20 protein-coding genes and 4 pseudogenes are annotated in these 21,454 nt (G+C 39.1%); 19 read left to right on the top strand and 5 right to left on the bottom strand.

Annotated features, from left to right (window positions below; genetic code table 11):
• The first annotated feature begins 8 nt into the window (after positions 1 to 8).
• From B3473_RS05375 to bsh, 8 genes and pseudogenes are all read left to right on the top strand, one after another.
• Entirely contained in the window at positions 9 to 1,823 is a 1,815-nt protein-coding gene (locus B3473_RS05375; protein ID WP_154454616.1) for an ABC transporter ATP-binding protein, read from the top strand.
• On the top strand, positions 1,813 to 3,585 hold the full coding sequence (locus B3473_RS05370; RefSeq protein WP_154454617.1) for an ABC transporter ATP-binding protein: 1,773 nt from the start codon (positions 1,813 to 1,815) through the stop codon (positions 3,583 to 3,585). Before B3473_RS05375 ends, B3473_RS05370 begins: the two co-directional genes overlap by 11 nt.
• 226 nt (positions 3,586 to 3,811) lie before the next feature.
• A complete protein-coding gene (locus tag B3473_RS05365; RefSeq protein ID WP_154454619.1) occupies positions 3,812 to 4,447 on the top strand; it encodes an ABC transporter permease in 636 nt (211 codons plus the stop codon).
• Positions 4,437 to 5,357 carry a glycine betaine ABC transporter substrate-binding protein gene (locus B3473_RS05360; protein WP_154454631.1) on the top strand — a complete coding sequence of 307 codons (921 nt, stop codon included), beginning with the start codon at positions 4,437 to 4,439 and terminating at the stop codon, positions 5,355 to 5,357. The genes B3473_RS05365 and B3473_RS05360 overlap by 11 nt, the downstream gene beginning before the upstream one ends.
• A 26-nt stretch (positions 5,358 to 5,383) precedes the next feature.
• Positions 5,384 to 6,140 (top strand): annotated as a pseudogene (locus tag B3473_RS05355) (ABC transporter ATP-binding protein).
• Positions 6,141 to 6,214: 74 nt separating this feature from the next.
• Positions 6,215 to 6,829 (top strand): annotated as a pseudogene (locus B3473_RS05350) (polyprenyl synthetase family protein); the annotation flags it as partial.
• 155 nt (positions 6,830 to 6,984) lie between these two features.
• A complete protein-coding gene (locus tag B3473_RS05345; RefSeq protein ID WP_293677822.1) occupies positions 6,985 to 8,289 on the top strand; it encodes a conjugated bile salt MFS transporter in 1,305 nt (434 codons plus the stop codon).
• 34 nt (positions 8,290 to 8,323) lie between these two features.
• A complete protein-coding gene (gene bsh / locus B3473_RS05340; protein ID WP_269725482.1) occupies positions 8,324 to 9,301 on the top strand; it encodes a choloylglycine hydrolase in 978 nt (325 codons plus the stop codon).
• 131 nt (positions 9,302 to 9,432) lie between these two features.
• Here bsh and B3473_RS05335 read toward each other — a convergent pair whose 3' ends face one another.
• From B3473_RS05335 to B3473_RS05325, 3 genes are read right to left on the bottom strand one after another with little or no spacing between them, the layout of a single operon-like run.
• Entirely contained in the window at positions 9,433 to 10,656 is a 1,224-nt protein-coding gene (locus B3473_RS05335; RefSeq protein ID WP_235280917.1) for an ABC transporter permease, read from the bottom strand.
• Entirely contained in the window at positions 10,653 to 11,339 is a 687-nt protein-coding gene (locus B3473_RS05330) for an ABC transporter ATP-binding protein (RefSeq protein ID WP_264879513.1), read from the bottom strand. Before B3473_RS05330 ends, B3473_RS05335 begins: the two co-directional genes overlap by 4 nt.
• Positions 11,336 to 12,409, bottom strand: coding sequence for an efflux RND transporter periplasmic adaptor subunit (locus B3473_RS05325; RefSeq protein ID WP_349675897.1), 1,074 nt, complete (start codon positions 12,407 to 12,409; stop codon positions 11,336 to 11,338). The genes B3473_RS05330 and B3473_RS05325 overlap by 4 nt, the downstream gene beginning before the upstream one ends.
• Between B3473_RS05325 and B3473_RS07330 the strand changes: the two are divergent.
• Positions 12,378 to 12,545 (top strand): annotated as a pseudogene (locus B3473_RS07330) (ABC transporter permease); the annotation flags it as partial. The gene B3473_RS05325 and the pseudogene B3473_RS07330 overlap by 32 nt on opposite strands.
• Positions 12,546 to 12,611: 66 nt before the next feature.
• Here B3473_RS07330 and B3473_RS05320 read toward each other — a convergent pair.
• Positions 12,612 to 13,460 (bottom strand): aldo/keto reductase, encoded by an 849-nt coding sequence (locus tag B3473_RS05320; protein ID WP_154454623.1) that lies wholly within the window; start codon positions 13,458 to 13,460, stop codon positions 12,612 to 12,614.
• 59 nt (positions 13,461 to 13,519) lie between these two features.
• A pseudogene (locus B3473_RS05315) lies at positions 13,520 to 14,424 on the bottom strand (LysR family transcriptional regulator).
• Positions 14,425 to 14,688: 264 nt separating this feature from the next.
• Here B3473_RS05315 and B3473_RS05310 point away from each other — a divergent pair.
• The 10 genes from B3473_RS05310 (at position 14,689) to B3473_RS05265 (ending at position 21,367) form a co-directional block, all read left to right on the top strand.
• A complete protein-coding gene (locus tag B3473_RS05310) occupies positions 14,689 to 15,831 on the top strand; it encodes an amidohydrolase (RefSeq protein WP_293677816.1) in 1,143 nt (380 codons plus the stop codon).
• 11 nt (positions 15,832 to 15,842) lie between these two features.
• Entirely contained in the window at positions 15,843 to 16,382 is a 540-nt protein-coding gene (locus B3473_RS05305; protein ID WP_235280911.1) for an MmgE/PrpD family protein, read from the top strand.
• A 113-nt stretch (positions 16,383 to 16,495) separates the two neighbouring features.
• On the top strand, positions 16,496 to 16,711 hold the full coding sequence (locus B3473_RS05300) for a hypothetical protein (protein WP_235280910.1): 216 nt from the start codon (positions 16,496 to 16,498) through the stop codon (positions 16,709 to 16,711).
• 49 nt (positions 16,712 to 16,760) lie between these two features.
• On the top strand, positions 16,761 to 17,168 hold the full coding sequence (locus B3473_RS05295) for a hypothetical protein (RefSeq protein WP_293677813.1): 408 nt from the start codon (positions 16,761 to 16,763) through the stop codon (positions 17,166 to 17,168).
• 16 nt (positions 17,169 to 17,184) lie between these two features.
• Positions 17,185 to 17,736, top strand: coding sequence for a GNAT family N-acetyltransferase (locus tag B3473_RS05290; RefSeq protein ID WP_293677812.1), 552 nt, complete (start codon positions 17,185 to 17,187; stop codon positions 17,734 to 17,736).
• On the top strand, positions 17,726 to 18,415 hold the full coding sequence (locus B3473_RS05285; protein WP_154455212.1) for an amino acid ABC transporter permease: 690 nt from the start codon (positions 17,726 to 17,728) through the stop codon (positions 18,413 to 18,415). The genes B3473_RS05290 and B3473_RS05285 overlap by 11 nt, the downstream gene beginning before the upstream one ends.
• On the top strand, positions 18,402 to 19,166 hold the full coding sequence (locus B3473_RS05280; protein WP_154455213.1) for an amino acid ABC transporter ATP-binding protein: 765 nt from the start codon (positions 18,402 to 18,404) through the stop codon (positions 19,164 to 19,166). Before B3473_RS05285 ends, B3473_RS05280 begins: the two co-directional genes overlap by 14 nt.
• A gap of 18 nt (positions 19,167 to 19,184) precedes the next feature.
• Positions 19,185 to 20,549: an adenylosuccinate lyase gene (gene purB / locus B3473_RS05275; RefSeq protein ID WP_293677810.1), complete on the top strand. Its 1,365-nt coding sequence runs from the start codon at positions 19,185 to 19,187 to the stop codon at positions 20,547 to 20,549.
• A gap of 3 nt (positions 20,550 to 20,552) precedes the next feature.
• Positions 20,553 to 20,747: a hypothetical protein gene (locus tag B3473_RS05270; RefSeq protein WP_235280904.1), complete on the top strand. Its 195-nt coding sequence runs from the start codon at positions 20,553 to 20,555 to the stop codon at positions 20,745 to 20,747.
• A gap of 20 nt (positions 20,748 to 20,767) precedes the next feature.
• On the top strand, positions 20,768 to 21,367 hold the full coding sequence (locus B3473_RS05265) for a transporter substrate-binding domain-containing protein (protein ID WP_240892650.1): 600 nt from the start codon (positions 20,768 to 20,770) through the stop codon (positions 21,365 to 21,367).
• The last annotated feature ends 87 nt before the right edge of the window (positions 21,368 to 21,454 follow it).

The following is a 21,454-nucleotide window of genomic DNA, read 5'->3' as shown; positions in this document are numbered from 1 at the left end:
AGTAAGGCATGTTAAAAATTTTGAAACGTTTAACGGCAAAGGAAATCACCATGCTTGTCTTTGCCATCTTATTCGTTTGCTTAAATGTGTATCTTGATTTGAAAATCCCAGATTACATGTCAACGATTACCAAGCTCTTGTCAACGCAAGGGACAAAGGCGGATGATATTTTCGCTTGGAATGTTGATTCTCCAGGGATGCGAATGATTTTGCTATCGTTTGCTAGTTTCTTATCAGCTGTTGTTGTCGGCTTTTTAGCTTCTCGTATCGCGGCAAGTTTTAGTACGAGCTTGCGAGATGACATTTTCCACAGTGTTTTGAATTTCTCTGATGCTGAAATCAAGAAATTTTCAATTCCAAGTCTTTTAACCCGTACAACCAACGATATCACACAAATTCAATTGGTATTTACCATGGGAATTCAGGTGGTTACCAAAGGACCTATCATGGCTATTTGGGCCATTACGAAGATTGCCGATAAAAACCACGAATGGCTTTGGGTATTGATTGTCGCTGTTGCAGTCATGTTCTTGATGTTGACCTTCCTACTCATTGTCGTTATGCCTAAGCAACGTATTATCCAAAAATTAACGGATAAATTGAATAGTATTACTCGTGAGTCGCTGACTGGTATTCGTGTGGTTCGTGCTTACAACGCCGAATCTTACCAAGATGGCAAATTCGCCAAAGCCAATGACGATGTAACCAATACCAACTTGTTCATCAACCGTTCAATGGCTATCTTGTCACCAGTCATGACAGCAATCTCTAGCGGAATGACTTTGGCCATTTACTGGATTGGGGCACATTTGATTGAAGATGTGGCTATTCCAAAAGATCCAACTAAAATTGCTGGTGCCATGCATGACAAAGTCGGACTTTTCTCTGATATGATCGTTTACTCATCTTATGCCATGCAAGTCGTTATGGGATTTATGATGATGATTGTCGTCTTCTTCATTTTGCCACGTGCGGTTGTCGCAGCTGGTCGTATCAATGAAGTGCTAGAAACTAAGACCTCAATTGCTTACCCTGAAGCTACTAAAGAACAACCAACTGAAAAAGGGTCTATCGAATTTGACAATGTGTCTTTCCGTTACAGCAAAACTTCAGAAGCTGTTTTGGAACACGTTTCATTCAAAGCTAAAGCTGGTGAAACGGTTGCCTTTATCGGTTCTACAGGTTCAGGTAAATCAACGCTTGTGAATTTGATTCCGCGTTTCTATGACGCTACTGAAGGAACGATTAAAGTCGATGGTTTAGACGTTCGCCAATATGACCACGATACCTTGCATAATATTGTCGGTTATATTCCACAAAAAGCTGTCTTGTTTAGTGGTGATATCGCTTCTAATATGGACATGGGTGAAAGCCCTGAATCTCCTCTAAATGATAGCCAAATGTGGGAAGCACTAGATTTGGCACAAGGTAGAGAATTTGTGGAACGCAAAGAAGGGCAACTGAAAGCGCCTGTATCACAAGGCGGCCAAAACTTCTCTGGTGGTCAAAAACAACGTTTGGCGATTGCGCGTGCTTTGGCGCGTAAACCTGAAATTATCATTTTCGATGATTCCTTCTCTGCTCTTGATTACAAGACAGACCGTATCTTACGTACTCAATTAAGAGAAAAAACAAGTCACATGACAAAATTGATTGTGGCGCAACGTATCGCAACCATTATGGACGCCGACCAAATCCTTGTTCTAGACAAAGGCCGTGTGGTTGGTCAAGGAACACACAAAGAATTGTTGGCATCTAATGAAGTTTACCGTGAAATTGCGTACTCACAATTATCTAAGGAGGAATTAGAAAATGGAAAATAAAAAGAAAACAAGTTTCTATAGTCAATTGAAACCTTATATCAAAGGTTTCAGACTTCCATTTCTCCTTTCGGTTATTGGTGCTTGTATTTCAGCCACGGTAACGGTTATCGGTCCTGATAAGCTAAAAGAAATCACCAATACCATTACCAAAGGCTTAACACCAACAGCTACTGGAACGATTCCAGGTATTGATTTGGATAAAATTGGTCATATTGCGATGACCTTGGCCATTTTGTATGGGATTGCAGCTGTTGTGGGTTACATTCAAAACTTCACTGTGGCCACTATCGTTCAACGTTTTTCACAACGTTTGCGTCGAGCTATCCAAGATAAGATTGATAATGTGCCATTGAATTATTTCGATAGCCATGCCCAAGGGGATACCTTGTCACGCGTCACAAACGACGTCGATTTGTTCGCCCAATCACTTAACCAAAGTTTAGGAACACTGGTAACATCAACGATGTTGTTGATTGGCTCAATCATCATGATGTTCTATTCAAACATCAGCATGGCCTTCACTACAATTGGTTCTGTCTTGATTGGCTTTGTCTTGGTGATCGTGATTATAGGTTCTTCACAACCCCTCTTCAAACGCCAACAAAATAACCTAGCTGCCATTAACGGTTATGTCGAAGAAATTTATTCTGGTCATAACGTGATAACAAGCTACAATGCAGCAGAAGAAGTGAGCGAATCCTTTAAAGAATTGAACCAAAACCTTTACAAATCAATGTGGCAATCACAATTCTTATCAGGTATTATGATGCCTTTGATGATTTTCATTGGTAACTTTGGTTACGTTATGGTCTGTGTCGTTGGTGCGGTCAAAGTTATCAACGGTGACCTAAACATGGGTGACGTTGTTGCCTTCATGACTTATGTGCGTATCTTCTCACAACCCCTTTCTCAAATCGCTCAAGCCTTCACCCAATTGCAATCAGCTATTGCCGCTATGGGACGTGTCTTTGATTTCCTTGGCGAAGAAGAAATGGAAGACGATTCTGATAAGAAACGTCAACTTAACCATGTGAAAGGTGAAGTCGCTTTTGATAATGTTTTCTTTGGTTACTCTAAAGATAAAACCATTATTCATGACTTTTCAGCTGTGGCAAAACCTGGTCAAAAAGTTGCGATTGTTGGACCAACAGGTGCTGGTAAAACTACCATTGTTAACTTGTTGATGAAATTCTACAACATTGATAAAGGTCGCATCAGTATTGACGGCGTGGATACGCGTTTGATGTCACGTGAAGAAGTGCATGACCAATTCTCAATGGTGCTTCAAGACACTTGGTTGTTTGAAGGAACTATTAAGGAAAACTTGGTTTATAACCAAGAAAACATCACTGATGCGCAAGTCATTGCAGCAGCTAAGGCTGTTGGTGTGCACCACTTTATCATGACCTTGCCAGACGGTTACGACACTTATTTGGATGATTCCGTAACGCTTTCAATCGGTCAAAAACAATTGTTGACCATTGCGCGTTCTCTGTTGAAAGATGCTCCATTGCTTATTTTGGACGAAGCCACATCTTCAGTTGATACACGTACTGAAGAATTGATTCAAAAAGCCATGGATAAATTGATGGAAGGACGCACATCATTTGTTATCGCTCACCGTCTATCAACCATTAAAAATGCCGATTTGATTCTCGTGATGAAAGATGGTAATATCATCGAACAAGGTAACCACGATGAATTGATGGAACAAGGTGGCTTCTATTCAGATCTTTACAATTCACAATTTGAAGTCGCTTAATAGACAGGAAAAATCAGACGTAGCTCTGGTTTTTCTTTTTTGTCTGATGCCAAAACCAAATAGTTGACGCAAGTGGAGGTCTGTGCCATAATTGGTAGCGTCATGAAAGCCGTTTCAGATGCTACCAATTTATCTTTTTGCCATACCAAAAAATGTTATTGCAAGAGAGATTGTGGTATGCTGATACTGTTATGGAAACTTATCGGAAAGTTAGTAGGAAAAGCCAATGATTCAAGACATTATCACCTATTTTGTAAATAATGGTCAGACGTATTTAACTTATGTCGGGCAGCATTTGAGCTTGAGTATCGAAGCTCTGGTACTGGCTTGTGTGCTGGCGCTTCCTATGGCTTATTTTTCTTATGAAAAGCCTTGGGTCAAGCAGGTATCAACCCTTTTGACGCAAGGTTTGCGGGTTATTCCTAGCCTTGGGATATTGTTTATTCTCATTCCTTTTATCGGAGTGGGGCGGCTGCCTGCCTTAATTGCTTTGGTTATTCTGGGTATTCCTCCCATTTTGCTGCAGACCATTATCGGTTTTGAATCGGTGTCGGACACTCTAGTGGAAACAGCGCTTGGACTTGGTATGACCAAATGGCAATTGCTGACCAAGGTTCAACTCCCTTTGGCTTTGCCGCACCTTTTAAATGGCATCAAGCTAGCCTTGGTGGAATTGATTGCCAGCACGACCTTGGCGACCTACATTGGAGCAGGTGGTTTGGGAACCCTGATTTTCACTGGTTTGGGGCTTTATCGTTATGACCTATTGCTGATTGGTGGTGGTTCGGTCGCTCTCTTGTCTTTTGTGAGCATGGTTGTTTTCGATTTAGCTATCAAAGGAGTCACACATGATGAAACGTAGAAAACAAATAGCAGGCGGTTTATTAGCGCTGATTATCTTCACTCTTGTGGGAGGCATTTGGTCTTGGCGTCGCTACCAAGCCACTCAGATGAGCAAGTCCTCTATGCCTATTCGCATTGGGTCCAAAGATTTTACGGAAAATCTGATTGTTGCTGAAATCTACGCCCTAGCCTTGGAGGACCACGGGTATCGTGTGGAGCGGGTGTCCAATATTTCCAGTTCCCTGATTCACAACGCTATCGTGAGCAACGACATTGACTTGTATCCCGAATACACGGGGACGGGCTTGTTGTCTATTTTAGGGGAAAAGATGGAAACTAATTCTGACAAGGTTTATGAAACCGTTAAAAATGGGTATGAGAAACGCTTTCAACTCACTTGGTTAAAGCCTTCTCTTGCCAATGATAGTCAGGGATTGGTGATTCGAACCGATGTGGCTAAAAAGCTCCATATCCAAACCATTTCCGATTTGCAGGCTCACGCCAATAATTTACGCTTTGCCTCACAGGGCGAATTTGATGAGCGTGACGATGGTTTGCCAGGGCTTGAAAAAACTTATGGTCCTTTCAAATGGAAATCGTCTAACGTTTATGACAACAGTCTGAAATACAGTATTCTAGCCAATAATCAAGCAGATGTTAGCCCAACCTACACCACAGAGGGTCAATTGATTAATACTGACCAATTCACCCTTTTAGAAGACGATAAGCATTTTTGGCCGCCTTATAATGTGGCCCCTGTTGTTCGGGATGATGTGTTAGCCAAATACCCTGATGTAGCAAGTATTTTAAATCATGTGTCAGCGACTTTGGATACCAAAACGGTGACTCAGTTGAATGCCAAAGTGGATGTTGACGGTCAGGATTATACAAAAGTAGCCAAAGCCTACTACGAGAGCATAAAAGATTAGGAATGAGTGTTATGACAGAAAAGACAATGATTCAATTTGAAAATGTCAGTAAGGTTTATGGGGAAAAGACAGTGGTGCAGCCACTTGATGTTAGTATCCAAAAGGGTGAATTTATCACTATTCTAGGGACATCAGGTTCTGGAAAAACGACCCTACTCAAAATGATTAATAAATTAATTGAACCGACGACAGGCAAGGTCTTCTTTGATGGTCAGGATATTGCTCAGATGAATTCGGTGGCTTTGCGCCGTCAAATTGGTTACGTTGTTTAGCAGATTGGCCTTTTTCCTCACATGACTGTTGCGGACAACATTGCGACTGTGCCTAAATTGCTGGGCTGGGAGAAGGAAAAAATTGCTCAGCGGGTGGAGGATTTGCTGGATTTGGTGTAATTACCTGCCAAAGATTATGCCAGCCGTTATCCCAGAGAATTGTCAGGCGGTCAGCAACAACGGATAGGCGTAGCGCGTGCCTTGGCTGCTGACCCTGATGTGATGCTATTTGATGAACCATTTGGTGCTATTGATGCCATCACGCGCCACGATTTGCAACAAGAACTGCAGGCTATTCATCAGGCTTTGCACCATAAAACCTTTGTTTTCATTACTCACGATATTTACGAGGCTCTTCAGCTAGGAACGCGGGTGATTGTCATGGATAAGGGAGCAATTTGCCAATACGATACACCAGAAAATATCGTCAAATACTCAAAATGCCTTCGTGCAGAAATTGATTGAAACGGCTAAGGCACAAGAAGAGGTCTGGAGGGTGCGTTATGATTGAATATGCCAAAATATCCTACGACAAATTGATCAATGCTTTTATTGAGCATTTGGAGATAACGACTTTTTCCTTAGTTTTTTGAAGTCTTAATTAGTGTAATGAATGGGTCAGAATACTTAGCTTACAATGCACAAACAATGAAACGCATCTTACTTGGTGAATTAAATCAAATGACCATACGTTTCAAATTGGACGAAACCATTTATGATTATTTACGTAGCATCAAAGGAAAAACGGCTGAATTATTTTGGTTAGCTTGTAAAGAAGGGGCTTATTTCGGTGGTTGCGATGTGCAAACAGTACGTTTAGCCGGCCGAATTGGTCGTAACATCGGTTTTGCTTTTCAAATCTATGATGATATCCTAGACTATACTGCTGATCAGGATAAACTTAAAAAGCCAGTGCTTGAAGACTTAGGACAAGGCATCTATACCTTACCGCTACTTTTAGCCAAACAACAAAATCCTGAAGCATTGATTCCTTATCTATGTAAACAATCAGCGATTACTCCTGATGAGATTACTGAGGTCGCAAAGCTAGTTGTTCAATTAGGAGTCGTAGAGCAAGCAAAACAAATGGCTCAGGCTTTCACTCAAAAAGCTTTGATCGATATTGAAAAATTACCAAATTCTCCAGCCAAAGATTGCATTCAACAATTAACTTTACAATTATTACAGCGTCAATATTAACTTTAATCGTAAAGTAGCTTGGCTATTTTACGATTATTTATTATATATAGTCCGTTTTTATAAGAATTCCTATTCTAAAATATTCACAAAAAAGGAGGTCTGTTATCATTTTTAAGAGATCAATGTTTTATAAATAAATATTGAGGTGATAATTTATGACAAATGTGTCTAAAGGTAGTAAACATTTAATTATTTTTGCTTGTATGTTATTACAAGCCATTCCTTATGGTATTGCACAAAACATCCCTCCATTATTCATTCACTATTTAGAGAAAGAATATCATTTTAGTGTCCAAAGCGTTGGCTATATTTTTATGATTGGCGCTTTAGCAGCATCATTAATTTCACCAATGGCTGGTAAATTGTATAGTAAATTTCCAGTCAAGCTAATAATGTTAGGTGGATTAATTTTGTCTGCTTGTGAAGTTATGCTAAACGCAGTTTCAACCAAATTATGGATGTTTTTAGTAGCGAATGCAATTACTCAAATTGGAACTGTTACGTTTTCAGGTTTAGGGGTACCGTTTTTAATTGCTACTTGGTTTGATAAAAAGTCTAAAGCTAGCGCACTAGGAATTACCTTTGCAGGTGGTTCTATCGGGAATTTCTTTTTACAACCTATCGTAACCAACCTACTCAATCATTATGAATTGCATAGAGTCTATTTCATGTGTGCATTGGCTTCCTTGATTGTTGGGGTACTTATCGGTGTGTTTTTAATCCATCCTAACAAACAACCGGTCGAATCTAGTGCTGCCAAACAATCAACTGATTCTTCTAAAGACTCAAAAACCTCTACAAATCAATCTGTTCTCCAAGATACCCATCCTGCTAATACTCAAACCGGTATCGGCTATAAAAAAACTACCCAACAAAAAAGTTTTTGGGCATTATCTTGTTTTTATTTAATTATAGGATTAGCTATTTCTGCTCTTTCCAGTCAATATGCAAACTTTTTCGCTTCTATTCATATCAATACTACCTTAATTGGTACGATTGGCTCTACGTTTGCCATTGCTTGTTTAATTGGAAATGTTGGCGGAGGTTTCTTATTCTCAAAAATTGGTGTACGCAACGCCATGTTTTTAGCCTTTATTTTACAACTAGTTACCGTTATCTTGCTAATTGCTAGTATTTTTATTCCTAGCATTAAAGTCATTTCTGCATTTGCTTGGGCCGTCCTTTATGGTTTTAATGTTTACTCTTATATGAGTGCACCGGCTGTAATGATGCAAACACTCTTCGGTATGAAAGACACCAGTCAAATACTAGGTGTATTTAGTATCTTTTTTGCAGTTGGCTTTGCTTTAGGAAATATTGTATTTAGTTTCTTTGTTGATACCTTTGGCTTTACTGTAGCTTGGATTAGCATTTTATGTTATGTACTTATCGGATTTTCTGGTTTATTATTCTTCATTACCGATATTCAAAAACATAAATTTGCCGATGAAACTGCTTAATGCATAATTTTTTTGAAAGGAGTGCATCATATTTATGTGTACTGGATTAAGATATGTTAACGGAGATTTTTACTTTGGACGAAATTTAGATTTAGATTACCATTTTGGCGAAGAAATTGTTATTACACCTAGAAACTATGAAATCACCTATAAAAATGAACCTTCACAAAAATCACACTATGCTTTTATCGGCGTAGCTATGGTATTAGATAATTATCCACTTTATGCCGATGCGATTAACGAAAAAGGCTTAGGCATTGAAAATTTGAATTTCCCACAGTTTTCTAAATATGCTGATGAAATCAAAGAAGGTGCCCTTAATCTTCCTCCTTATGAATTAGTGCCTTGGGTGTTAGCACAATTTTCAACTGTTAAGGAAACTAAAGCTGCCCTTAAAAATTTAAATATGGTTGATATTCCTTTTAAGCCTAATGTACCGAACACTACTTTACATTGGTTTATCGCCGACAAAGACGAAGCGATTGTCGTTGAAATTATTGACGGAAAAACCGTCATTTATGACAATCCTGTTGGCGTTTTAACTAATAGTCCTAGTTTTGATTATCATTTAATGAATTTACACAATTATCGTCATTTAAGTAGCAAACAACCTCACAATTCTTATTCTCCTGATTGGGATGCAAAACCTTTTGGCGAAGGTTTTGGTGCGATTGGTTTACCTGGTGATTGGTCACCGGCATCTAGATTAGTTAAAGCTACCTTTGTTAAAGAACATTCAGTTTGTCCTCAAGATGATGTAGCCAACGTTACACAATTCTTCCACATTTTAGATTCAGTCGCTTTTGTTCAGGGCTGTACCACTTCTGATCAAAATACTCATGATATCACTGTGTATTCTTCTTGCGGAAATACTGCTACTGGTGATTATTACTATAAAACCTATACCAACAACCAAATCTCAAAGGTTTCTATGTCAAAAGTTGATCTGGAATCTACTAAATTGTTTGTTTACCCTATGGAAGATAAACAACAATTTAGACAAGTCAATTAAGGCGTTGGGTTGCTCATTTTAATTAGCTTAATCATAAATAATTGGTAAATGCAGTAAAATTTGACTTAAATAAACATCCTCTTTCAACTTCTTTACGCTGCGTGTTTTCTTCACACCTTTTTTATTTCATACTAACGTAAAATATCAATTAAGTCTTTCTTAGCCGCCTCTCTAGCTGGCATTACTGAAAAGACTAAACCAATTAACGTCGAGACACCTACAGCTATACTAATAGTAAAAAAATCAATTTGAATACCAATTTTCATAATAGCGCCTATCGAATAGGCCACAACCATTCCTAAAAGGTAACCGATAATTCCACCAGTAAAGGTTAACATGATGCCTTCTAATAAAAACTGGATCATAATCGAACGCTGAGTAGCTCCTAAGGCTCTTCTTATACCGATTTCTTTTGTCCGTTCAGAGACAGAAATATACATCATATTCATTACACCTACACCGGCAATAAATAATGAGATACCTGCCACCGCCGAGATAAAGTAGGTAATGGTACTTAAAACTTTACCGATACCCTTGGTTAAGAAACTACTATCAAATGATTGATAAGTTCCCTGATTACGTAAGCTTCCTTGTTTTTTCAATTTATCCAAAATTTTATTAGCTACTTCATCTGGTTTTGTCCCTTTATCCAATACAGCTGTTACACTAGCGGTATTTTTACTTCCTTGATAGTAACGTGAATAGGTTTTTTTGGGTATTTTGGCTTGATAATTGGTATCTGAACCAAACATGCCCGCCATCCCCATCTCATCTTCACTAATTGCTTCATCTTCATAAACACCCACAATGGTAAAAACTTGTGAGCCTAAAGATATACCACGATTTAAAGCCGCTTGTGGTGAATGATATAAATCTGTTGCTAAACTGCGATTAATAAGGGCTGTTTTATTAAAATTTAAATTATCTACTACGCTTAGATTACGCCCAGCAATCAAGTTTTGATCAGTCTTTTTGACTAAATCCACACTGACATTTTTTTCTTCACCCTTCAGTGGCGTTGATAGTGTCGCTTGTTTTAAATCAATTGTTTCAAAATCCGCACTTTTCACACCCTTGACTTGACGAATTAAACTTAAATCGCTACTTTGAAATGAAGGGCGATTGGTATCATAAAAGGCAGGATCATTAGGATTAAAGATAATCTGTACTTCCACTTGGCCATTATCACTTTTAGTTAAGCTTTTGATTAAATCTCGCTCATAACCTCGACCAATCGCTAAAATGGCAATGACAGCCGCAATCCCTATCACAATCCCTAGCATGGTTAAAATACTTCGTTTGCGATTATTTGCAATCGCCTTGAAAGCTGAACGCCAATTTACATATAAATTCATGATTTGCTCAGCTCCTTATCCTCAATAATTGCCCCATCACGAATCCGAATTAAACGATGACAATAAGGAACGACTTCTGGATCGTGAGTAACTAAAATAATGGTTGCACCATCTTGTTGATTTAATTCTTCAAAAAGCTTCATAATTTCTTCTGAAGTATGGGTATCTAAAGCGCCTGTTGGTTCATCGGCAATAATAAATTTAGGATTATTGATAATTGAACGGGCAATGGCGACTCTTTGTTGTTGTCCACCAGATAATTGTTTAGGATACTTGTCTTCCTTACCTTCTAGCCCTACTCTTTTTAAAGCAGCCATCACTTTTTCTTTCGTTTGCGAAAAACTATAACCACCATATAACAAGGGCAATTCTACGTTTTCATATACTGTATTATTTTCAATTAAGCTAAAATTTTGAAAAACAAAACCTACCGTTTGATTACGCACTTTTGATAGCCGATCATCACTACTAGCCACCAGTGATTCACCTTCAAATAAATACGTCCCTTCAAATTTACGATCAATAAAACCTAGTAAATTGATTAAGGTGGATTTTCCCGAACCAGATGGACCCATAATCGCAACCATTTCCCCTTGTGAGACGTGCAAATTCACATCTTTTAACACATGAAGGGTTTCTTCGGCATTTTTGTAATATTTATTGATTCCAATTAAATCGATCATTCAAACACCTCCACTTCTTTACCCTCAGTTAAGCGTTTATCAGGATCAACAATATACTGCTCATCAACAGCTAAGCCTTTCTCTACAGAATAGCCATCTACTTGTTCTTTAACTGTTACCTTAGTAAGATGGACTTTACCTTTTTTGTAAGTATAAACAAACGTTTCTTCCCCTTTTTTAACCAGTGCTTCTTTAGGGATGGTAATGTCACTTAAATGAACAGAAATTTGTACACTAAAACCATAATGAATTTCTTCTTGAGCTTCCACTGTAAAGCTATAATTGGAAATAGTTGTCCCACCACTAGCAGTATTGCCCGCGCCGGATAAAGCGGCACTAGCTTGATTGCTTACTGCAGCACTTTGCGGTAAAGTCGAAATATTTGTAATGCTACCTAATACTTTTCTTGAATCATTCACAGGTAAAATTTCAACTTTTTGACCTAGTTTTAATTTATTGTAGTCATACTCTGTAACGGTTGCTTGGACAATCGTTCCCGGAGATACAATGGTTGCATAAGGCGTATTGGCTGAAGATTTACCTGCTTCATCAATGTAAACGGTACCATCAAACGGCGCAGTTACTGAAGTAGTAACTTTCTTACGTGTTTGCTCGACTTGGGCATTAGCATCAGAAAAATCTAAATTGGCATTATCTAGTGCTTGTTGCGCTTGATTGACCACTTCAACTTGGGCATCATAGGCTTGTTGGGCTGCATCTAATTGTGCCGATGCTTCAATTGCACTAGGATCATTGGCTGCTTGCAAACTTTGCACATTCTTTTTAGCTTGGGCTAATTGATTGGCTAGTTGGTTACGTTTTTGAACGGCACTATCTAAATTTGTCTTAGCATTGGTAATGGCTAAATTTAATTTATTTAAAGATTGAGCTTGCTCATTGGCTTGATCAGCAATCGTTGCATTTTGATAAGTAGCAATCACATCGCCACTTTTAACTTGCTGGCCATTTTTTACGACAATATTTTCTAAAGTACCTAAAGAAAGATCCAGACTGAAACTGCGACTTTCCTTAGGTTCAGCCACCATCAATGCTGGCGGATTAGGTCGCATTTTGTTTGATGGCTTGCGCACCATGAGTTTTCCGCCTTTGATTTGGGGCATTCTCCTCACAGTGGCTCTTTCAATCTTGGTTCAGGTTATCTTGTATTTGACCGAAGAATTATTCAAAAGTGAAGGAGTGGAGTAACCTCTCAAGCCGTTTTTGGAAAATAAGAAAGAGCACCCAAATCTAAGATTTTGAGTGCTCTTACGATTAAGATGGGAAGAAAGTTGATAAGCGCTTGACTTGCTCAGGGCTTTCGTTTGGACCATAGTCGTTTGGATAACGGTCGAGAGCTTGAATGCGTTTGAGGTCATCATCTGTCAATTGGAAATCAAAAACATCGATATTGTCACGCATACGGTCAATATGTGCTGATTTTGGAATGGTGAGAATATCACTTTGAATTTGCCAACGAAGAATGACCTGTGCCACGGTTTTGTCGTGCTTTTCAGCAATGTTGTTCAAAACAGGATCCTTGAAGATATTGTCCTCTCCGCGGTTGAAAGGGCTCCATGCCTGAGTTGCCACTCCAAATTCGGCATTAGCCGCTTGCATGAGAGGGCGTTGCTTGTAAGGGTGCAGCTCAATTTGATTAAGCGCTGGCACGATATCAGTATTTATCGCAAAATCTGTCAAGCGACCAGTTGAAAAATTAGACACCCCAATAGCGCGAATGCGTCCCTCACGGTACAAGTCAATCATTGCTCGCCAAGCCCCGTGTGTATCGCCATAAGGTTGGTGAATGAGATAAAGGTCCAAATAATCGGTATCAAGCTTTTGAAGGCTTTTTTCAAAGGCTTTTTTGGTTGCTTCATAACCCAAGTCATTAATCCAAACCTTGCTGGTTAGAAAAACGTCCTCGCGGGCTAGACCTGAAGCCTTGACCGCACGTCCCACAGCCTCTTCGTTTTGGTAAAGAGCAGCGGTATCAATCAGACGGTAGCCAACGTCAAAGGCCTCCTCCACCGCACGTTGGCAGTCAGCTTGGTCAAACATTTGCCACACGCCAAACCCCAAAACAGGTATTTTCACGCCGTTATTAAGTGTTTTCCATTCCATAATGCATCCTCCTTTTTTCTATTGTAACACAAAAAGAGAAAGTGTTTTCAAGAGAAGTCTTAGATGGCATTTGGAAAGGCATCTAAACTTTTTCGCACTTCAGCAACAAAAGCCGCCCCAATGTCAGACATTTTTTATGTTTATGGGTAACGTAGCCAAGTGTATGTTTGGGGCTATCCTTCAGCGGAATCAAGACAATCTGGTCACGCACAAAACTATTGACGATGCCAAGACCAGAAGCATAAGCATCCGTGGCACAAAGCAAATTCATGACCGTTCCTCTATCATTGCTATAAAGTACGCGCTGTTTACGATGAATGCTCAGAGCGTCATCATCAAAATGCAATCCAGACTCTTCCTGACGAAAACGAATTTGGTCGTAGCCCTTCAAATCACTCTCAGAAATCTCTTTTTTCGTTGCCAAAGGGTGTTGCCTTCGCAAAAAAATACGCGTGGGAAAATCCCCCAAAGACGTAAACGTCAGATCATGATGCTTCAAGGACGTTTCTAAAATATGCTTGTTGTCGTCATCAAGGTAAATAATGCCCAAATCTGCCTCAAAAGTCGCCACACTATCCAAAATCTCCTTGGTTGTGGTTTCAATGGTTTGAAATTCCTGATATTCCTCGTTAAATTGCTGCGCTACGGTTGCCATGGGAATGGACAAAAAATCATAGTGGTGCGATGCGACTGTAAAACTCTTTTTGAAATCTTCCTGATAACGTTGCTCTAATAAATCCACCTCACCAAGAATCCGCTTGGCGTATTTTAAAAAATCATAGCCATCTTCGGTCGGGCGCGTGCTGACATTGGAACGCACAAAAAGCTGAACCCCCAATTCATTTTCCAAATCCTTAATGGAACTGGATAAATTGGGCTGTGTCATAAACAATTCCTTAGCCGCCTGACTAAAAGACCCCATACGAGCCACCATATCAACATAACGACACTGCTGTAAATTCATATGAACCCATCCCTCCTTGTGAAAGTTGTAGCTATTATAACAAAAAGTAAACTGAAAAATCGCAAAATTCTGATATAAAAAACCAAACCCGTGATAAAAAAATGTAATAGCGAAGGGGGAAGGTTCATGTGTCCTTTAATGAAAGAACATTTTTTAAAAGTCCTCTATAAACATGATTTATAGCTTGCCATAAGTAAAATAGAGTATGCAAGGTGAAAATGAGGTGATAAGATAATAGCAATCTGAAAAGAGGAGGATAGGCATTTGTCAGATACGTTTTATCAAAAATTGACAGCGATTCGTCACCATATTCATCAACATCCAGAAGTTTCAGAAAAAGAATACAACACCACTCGTTTTATCAAAGAACAGTTGCAAAATATTGGGATTGAGCCCTTGGATTACCCTTTGAAAACAGGGGTTATTGCTGAAATTGGGCATGGATATCCCATTATTGCTTTACGAGAAGATATTGATGCTCTTCCTATTTTTGAAAAGACAGGGCTTGCCTATGCGAGTGATAATGGTGCGATGCATGCCTGCGGCCATGATTTTCACCAAACCAGTTTATTGGGAGCAGCAGAACGTTTAAAACAACAAGAAGCAACATTAAAAGGAACCGTTCGCTTGATTTTCCAAGTAGCAGAAGAAAATTTTCAGGGTGGACATCAAGTCATAGCGGCTGGTGGCATAGAAGGGGTATCAGCTATTGTGGGGTATCACAATAATCCTCATTTAAAACCAGGTCAAATCGGTTTGCGTTCAGGAGCTATAATGGCTGGAGTGGAACAATTTGCAGTGACAGTCAAAGGCATCAGCGCTCACGCAGCTCGGCCTGATTTAGGTGTTGATACAGTATTGGTTATCACAACTATTATTAATAATTTACAGTCGATTGTGTCAAGAACAATCTCACCTTTTCAATCAGCAGTCTTGTCTGTGACTCATATTGATGTTGGCAATACTTGGAATGTTTTACCAGCCAGTGGTTTTTTTGAAGGGACTATTCGAACATTTGATCCTGACGTTCGCTTGTCAGTCATTGAGCAATTTACCAAAGTAGTCGAACATACGGCGGAACAATTTGGAGCGGAAGTTTCGATTTCTTGGGGAAGTTCACCAAAAGTTACGTTTAATGATTCTACGCTAACGCCTTTGATTTTTGAACATTCTAAAACCTTTGCTGAGGTTATTGAAACCCTGCCATCAACAGGTGGTGAAGATTTTGCTGCTTATCAAGAAAAAATTCCAGGAGTTTTTGCCTTTATTGGTTCAAATGGTGACGAAAATGCCCCTGACTGGCACCACGATGACTTTAGTGTAAAAGATGAGGCGCTTCCAGTTGCAGTTAATTATTTTGTTAAAAATGCCTTGTATTTATTGGATTACTACGCTGGTGAGAAATGATTTGAGAAGTTATGAGCGTTACTAAAAAAATGATCCAACAATTGCAAAAAGAGATTCATGATACTCCGCAATATAAGGAAAGCATAGCGCTTGCGAAAATAGCTTTATTAGATTATTTAGCTTGTTATTCTGCTGGATTACAATCAGCTAAAAGGAAAGGTTTGTTGCAAGCATCACTCGAAAAAGCTGGCAGTCATCTGATTCTTTTAACCCCTTATCGAACATCAAAGGAGCAATCAGCCTTGCTATCAGGCTATTTGGCTCACTACCATGATTTAGACGGTGTTCAAGCCAATTTTCGAGGGCATCCAAGTGCAGTCATCTTTTCGGCGCTGTTAGCTGTCAGTGATGCCGATGATTCTTTTGAAAGGTTATTAGCGGCTTATGTTCAAGGCGTGGAATTTGCTGGCAGGATTGGTCTGCAGTGCCAACCTCAACACATTAAACAAGGCTGGCATAGTACAGCCACCATTGGTAGTTTAGCTGCTGCTGTTGCTATTGGTTATTTTAAAACCTTACCGTTGACGAATATTCTCAGTTATTATCGTTAACATCAACGCAATCTGCAGGCTTTCTCTGCCAAGAAGGAACAGATGGTAAGCCTTTAAATGTAGGATTTGCAGCAAGAAATGCTGTTCAAGCCTATGAGTTAGTGAATTTGGGCATGACAGCTTACGATGATGTCTTATCCCCCTTGACAGGTTGGTTTCAAATCTTTAATCGGCAGCATTTCTCTGTGACGGCTTTCTTGGATAATTGGTTGGAACCTGCTCAAATCTTATCACCAGGCTTATGGTTTAAGAAATACCCTTTTTGCTCTACAGCCAATGCTGGCTATGATTTGGGAGAAAAAGCTTACCAATTTGGGATAAGGGGCTGATGAAGTATCTGATATTGAAGTACATTTTTCTGCGACAGGGGATCGGGCTTTGACGCATCGTTTTCCTAAAACGTGTTTAGAAGGTAAGTTTTCAATTGAATACCTTTTGTGGTTGGTTTTATCTAAAGGAAGTGTGGAAAGTTCTGATTTTTCCGAGGAAAAAACATTTACTGACTTTCGTGAATTTGCACAAAAAATTAGCCGTTTTAATGATTTGCCAAGCGATGATAGCACACGTCCAATACGTTTGATTATCAGAAGCAATCATCAGATCATTTTTGATCAGTTAGTACAATATCCTAAAGGTTCTCCTCAAAATCCGTTATCATCACGAGAGCATTTTGCTAAGTATCACCAGTTAACTCAAGGGAAACTCGACGCCATTTATTGGCAACTAATGGAAAAAACACTGCTAAAACTATCAGAATTTTTTGAAAAAATAACATTGTTAGACTAAAAAAGAAAGGAAATGTATGACCTATCAGCAAGCAACATATGAATTTAGTGAAGCATTAGTGAACTTGTATCATCAAGCTTATGAAGCAAATGAAAGACTAGGAATTCATTTTAAAGCAGGGATAATGACTCAATCAGAACTTGAAAAAGCACTGCAAACAACGCCTACTTTTGTAAAAGTGCTTGATAAACAACTGGTATCGTCTGTTTCAGTTAGGCTGCCTTGGTCAGATAATCCGAGTCCTTTTTTCCTCCCCCACTTAGGCTGGGTGGCGACAAATCCTCATTTTCAAGGGCAGGGACATGCTAAGTCCTTGATATCAGAAATCATTGACAACTATATCCTAAAAGAATTGAAGGCACCTGCTGTGACGCTGGGAACGGCTCTAGAACATCCTTGGCTCATTGATGCTTACGAAAAAATGGGTTTTCGTTACCTTGGTGAGAAGTCACTTTTTTCAGATCATAAAACGGTTTACCTCATCAAAACCTTTAATCAAGAAGCTTTGTTAGATGTTAAGGATGAAGCTTTGCAAACATTATTGAAAGGAGTAAGCCATGAATTTTAGTTGGCAATACTTTTTTGAATTATTTTTAAAATTACCTGCCTACATTCCTGTAACCATTTTTATTGCAATGGCTTCTATGTTATTAGCGATTTTAGTCGGAGCTTTGATGACATGGTTTCAACTATCCAATCAAAAAACGCTACGATACTTTGCTAATGTTTACATTTCCTTATTTCGTGGGATGCCGACCTTGGTGCAATTGTTTTTAATATTTTATGGCTTACCTCAGTTATTTCCAGCTTTTCAAGGAATGACCGCCATTACCTCAGCTGTTGTAGGTCTTGGCTTAAAACAATCTGCTTATTTGGCTGAGATTTTTAGAGCAGCCGTTAATTCTGTTGATAAAGGGCAAATTGAGGCAGGGCAAGCTCTTAACATCCCGGGTTGGAAGATTTTTCTACATGTCATTTTGCCTCAGGCGACTTTAAATGCTTTACCCGCTACCGGAAATACATTTGTTAGTTTGCTAAAAGAAACATCGCTTGTATTCACCTTGGGAATAACAGAGTTATTTGCCCACGCAAAAATGATTGCAGGAGGTTCTTTACGCTATTTTGAAACCTATTTAGCCATAGGGCTACTGTATTGGCTGATGATTGTGATCTACACTTGGATACAACATCTATTTGAAAGAGATTTGACAGCACCGTATAGGAGGTCCGTAGATGAGTTTGATTGAGTTAACTAATTTAGAAGTGACAATAGGTCACAAAACCATTTTAAAATCCATTGATTTAACTATTGAAGAAGGAACGGTGACCGCTTTTGTTGGACCAAGCGGTTCAGGTAAAACAACCCTGTTACGCACCTTGAATCTGTTACAGATACCAACGTCAGGAAGGTTGCGAGTTGGAGATACTGAAGTCATCGGAGGAAAGATAAATAAGCGTGATATTCGTCAGATTCGTCAGATTCGCAACCATTCAACCATGGTTTTTCAACAATTTCACTTGTTTAAGAATTACACGGTTTTGCAAAATGTGGTTCAGCCTTTGGTTTTAAGCGGTCGTTTTTCAAGAAAAGAGGCCGAAATCATCGCACATGAGTCTTTGGAAAAAGTTGGTTTAGCAGATTTTGAAAATAAGTACCCAGTTACTTTATCAGGCGGGCAACAGCAACGTGTTGCTATTGCGTTTAAGCCCAAAATCATTTTATTTGATGAGCCAACTTCAGCTCTTGACCCTGAAATGGTCGATGGAGTCTTGCAAGTTATCTCAACTCTGGCAGAAGAAAACATTTCCATGATTTTAGTGACTCATGAAATGGCATTTGCTAGAAAGACGGCAGATAATGTTGTCTTTATTGAAAATGGGGAAATTTTAACACAAGGACCTACGGATCTATTACTTTCTAATAATAACAGTCATGAGCGCGTGCGTGCCTTTGTTCATTCACTCTATCGTGGGTCTTTAGAGAGTTCAGCCTTATAAGAAAGGGAAAGATGACAAATGACAAGTGTTTTAGATTCGATATTATTGCAAAATAATTTTTCAACACCTGAGATTCGCTTGATTTGGAGTGACGAGAACAAAGTATCAAAACAATTAGCGGTTGAGGTGGCTCTGGCTAAAATTGAAGGTGAATTGGGCATTATTCCAAAAACGGCAGCACAACAAATTATTGAAAAAGCAAAAGTTGAACATCTCAACCTTTTGGCCTTGCAAAAAGAAAGTGCTCAAAAGCGGCACTCTTTGATTGCTTTAATTCATGCGCTTCAAGAATTAGTCGGCACTGAGGCGGGGGAATACGTGCATTACGGTGTTACCACTCAAGATATTGTTGATACAGGTATTATGTTGCAAACCAAAGAAGCCTATGATGTGATTGTGCAACATTCAAAAGCCCTCATTCAAACAGTAGCAGCATTGGCCCAAAAGCACCGTTCTACTCTTATGATGGGGCGAACTCATGGCATTCACGCTATTCCGATTACATTTGGCGTTAAATTAGCCATTTGGTTGGATGAATTATTAAGAAATCACAAACGTTTACGCCAATTGGAATGCAATGAGGTTTTTGTTGGAAGTATCAGTGGTGCTGTTGGGACATACGCTGCATTTGACGGAAGGGGAATTGAAGTTGAGCGTTTAACCTTGGCTGAATTGGGTTTGGTCGTTCCCAATATTTCATGGCAGCCATCCAGAGATCGCTTTTCAGAATTCGCTACGACTTTAGGGATTTATGCTGGTACCTTGGGTAAAATTGGACATGAACTGTTTACCCTGATGAAAACTGAAATCAATGAAATTCACGAACCTTTTCGTAAGGGGGAAATTGGTTCATCAACCATGCCTCAAAAACGCAATCCAGCTTTGATAGAAGGGGTTGCGAGCCTGACGCAGCCCATTTTTTCAGATGATAGCGTAATATTACAATCTATGTTGATTGATGGCGAACGTGACGCTATTCATTGGCGCAATGAGTGGGTTGCTCTTCCAGAAATCACCAGTTATTTGGATGCTCAGCTAGTTCAATTGACTTATATCTTGTCGGAGTTAGAGGTTAATACCGTTCAGATGCGGAAAAACCTTGATATTCAAGGCAGTCTCCCTTATTCAGAGCGTATCATGTTTAAGTTGGGGAAAGTTATTGGTAAGCAAACCGCACATGAGTTGGTTTATCAAGCAGCGATGAAGGCAATCGAAAATCACGATGATTTTATTAGTTTGCTTTATCAAGAGCCTACTGTAAGCACTCATTTTAGTAAGGAGACAATTCAATCTTGGATTGTTCCCGAAAATAATATTGGAGAAAATTTAGCTAAAGTTGACGATGTGGTGTCAACTGTTCAAGTTTATTTTAGAGGAGATTAATGAATGAAGAAAAAATCGATTATTGGGATTATTGCCATTGTGGTTATTGCAGTACTTGCTTATTTTGGCTATCAAACAGCTACCAAGGGCAATCAAGCATCAGAAAGCACAGCCTCATCAGATAAACCTGTTTTGAAAGTGGCGACAACTGGGGTTAGTTTTCCAGGGTCTTATATAAAGATGATAATGGAAATTTAACAGGATTTGACGTAGAAGTTATGAAAGCTGTAGCAGATAAAATGGGTTATCGTGTTGATTTTACGACAACTAGTTTTGACGGTTTATTTGGTTTGTTGACTAGCCATAAAGTGGATGCAGTGGCAAGTTCTGTGGCAATAACGGATAAACGAAAAGAAGCCTATGATTTCTCAACACCGTATGCTGCTTTCCAATATGGTGTTGTCACTCAATTAGATTCTCACCTAAAATCTGTTGATGACTTATCCAATACGACCATCGCAGCAACTGTTGGTTCTAACCAAATCACCGTCCTTAAGCAATTTAATCCAAGCACCACCATCCAAACTTATGATGACCGCGAAGCTGCATTTTCTGCAGTGACAAATGGTCAAGTCAATGGCTATTCAAATGCTAAGACCATTTTAGCTGCTATTATCAAGCAAAAAGGATTGGATTTGAAAATTTTAGATGGTGAAATTGGTGAAGAAAACATTGCCATTGCTTTTAATAAAGGTCAAGATGAAGCTCTTCAAAAGAAGATTAACAAAGCCCTGAAAGAACTTGAACAAGATGGCACCATTTCCAAATTATCTAAACAATTTTTCTCTGGCATTGATGCTAGCTACAAAAATCAATAAGAATTGTTAAATGCAAGTAAGTGTAATCCCACTGTCAATAAGACACAAGGATTATACTTACTTTTTTCCTTCCAAAATGTGGGTAGC

Origin of the sequence: Streptococcus sp. UBA632, assembly GCF_002300045.1 — a bacterium.
In the GTDB taxonomy this organism is placed as follows: Bacteria; Bacillota; Bacilli; order Lactobacillales; family Streptococcaceae; genus Streptococcus; species Streptococcus alactolyticus.
The sequence above is the reverse complement of the archived record's forward strand: the minus strand, read 5'-3'. Positions and strand labels throughout refer to the sequence as shown.

What these genes read in the sequence shown, in the direction of transcription:
- B3473_RS05290 (WP_293677812.1), top strand. Translation starts at nt 17,185, where the DNA reads ATGACCTATCAGCAAGCAACATATGAATTTAGTGAAGCATTAGTGAAC.
- B3473_RS05265 (WP_240892650.1), top strand. Translation starts at nt 20,768, where the DNA reads ATGAAAGCTGTAGCAGATAAAATGGGTTATCGTGTTGATTTTACGACA.
- B3473_RS05345 (WP_293677822.1), top strand. Translation starts at nt 6,985, where the DNA reads ATGACAAATGTGTCTAAAGGTAGTAAACATTTAATTATTTTTGCTTGT.
- B3473_RS05320 (WP_154454623.1), bottom strand. Translation starts at nt 13,460, where the DNA reads ATGGAATGGAAAACACTTAATAACGGCGTGAAAATACCTGTTTTGGGG.
- B3473_RS05285 (WP_154455212.1), top strand. Translation starts at nt 17,726, where the DNA reads ATGAATTTTAGTTGGCAATACTTTTTTGAATTATTTTTAAAATTACCT.
- B3473_RS05335 (WP_235280917.1), bottom strand. Translation starts at nt 10,656, where the DNA reads ATGAATTTATATGTAAATTGGCGTTCAGCTTTCAAGGCGATTGCAAAT.
- B3473_RS05365 (WP_154454619.1), top strand. Translation starts at nt 3,812, where the DNA reads ATGATTCAAGACATTATCACCTATTTTGTAAATAATGGTCAGACGTAT.
- B3473_RS05330 (WP_264879513.1), bottom strand. Translation starts at nt 11,339, where the DNA reads ATGATCGATTTAATTGGAATCAATAAATATTACAAAAATGCCGAAGAA.
- B3473_RS05300 (WP_235280910.1), top strand. Translation starts at nt 16,496, where the DNA reads ATGACAGCTTACGATGATGTCTTATCCCCCTTGACAGGTTGGTTTCAA.
- B3473_RS05280 (WP_154455213.1), top strand. Translation starts at nt 18,402, where the DNA reads ATGAGTTTGATTGAGTTAACTAATTTAGAAGTGACAATAGGTCACAAA.
- B3473_RS05375 (WP_154454616.1), top strand. Translation starts at nt 9, where the DNA reads ATGTTAAAAATTTTGAAACGTTTAACGGCAAAGGAAATCACCATGCTT.
- B3473_RS05270 (WP_235280904.1), top strand. Translation starts at nt 20,553, where the DNA reads ATGAAGAAAAAATCGATTATTGGGATTATTGCCATTGTGGTTATTGCA.
- bsh (WP_269725482.1), top strand. Translation starts at nt 8,324, where the DNA reads ATGTGTACTGGATTAAGATATGTTAACGGAGATTTTTACTTTGGACGA.
- B3473_RS05325 (WP_349675897.1), bottom strand. Translation starts at nt 12,409, where the DNA reads ATGCGACCTAATCCGCCAGCATTGATGGTGGCTGAACCTAAGGAAAGT.
- B3473_RS05305 (WP_235280911.1), top strand. Translation starts at nt 15,843, where the DNA reads ATGAGCGTTACTAAAAAAATGATCCAACAATTGCAAAAAGAGATTCAT.
- purB (WP_293677810.1), top strand. Translation starts at nt 19,185, where the DNA reads ATGACAAGTGTTTTAGATTCGATATTATTGCAAAATAATTTTTCAACA.
- B3473_RS05360 (WP_154454631.1), top strand. Translation starts at nt 4,437, where the DNA reads ATGAAACGTAGAAAACAAATAGCAGGCGGTTTATTAGCGCTGATTATC.
- B3473_RS05370 (WP_154454617.1), top strand. Translation starts at nt 1,813, where the DNA reads ATGGAAAATAAAAAGAAAACAAGTTTCTATAGTCAATTGAAACCTTAT.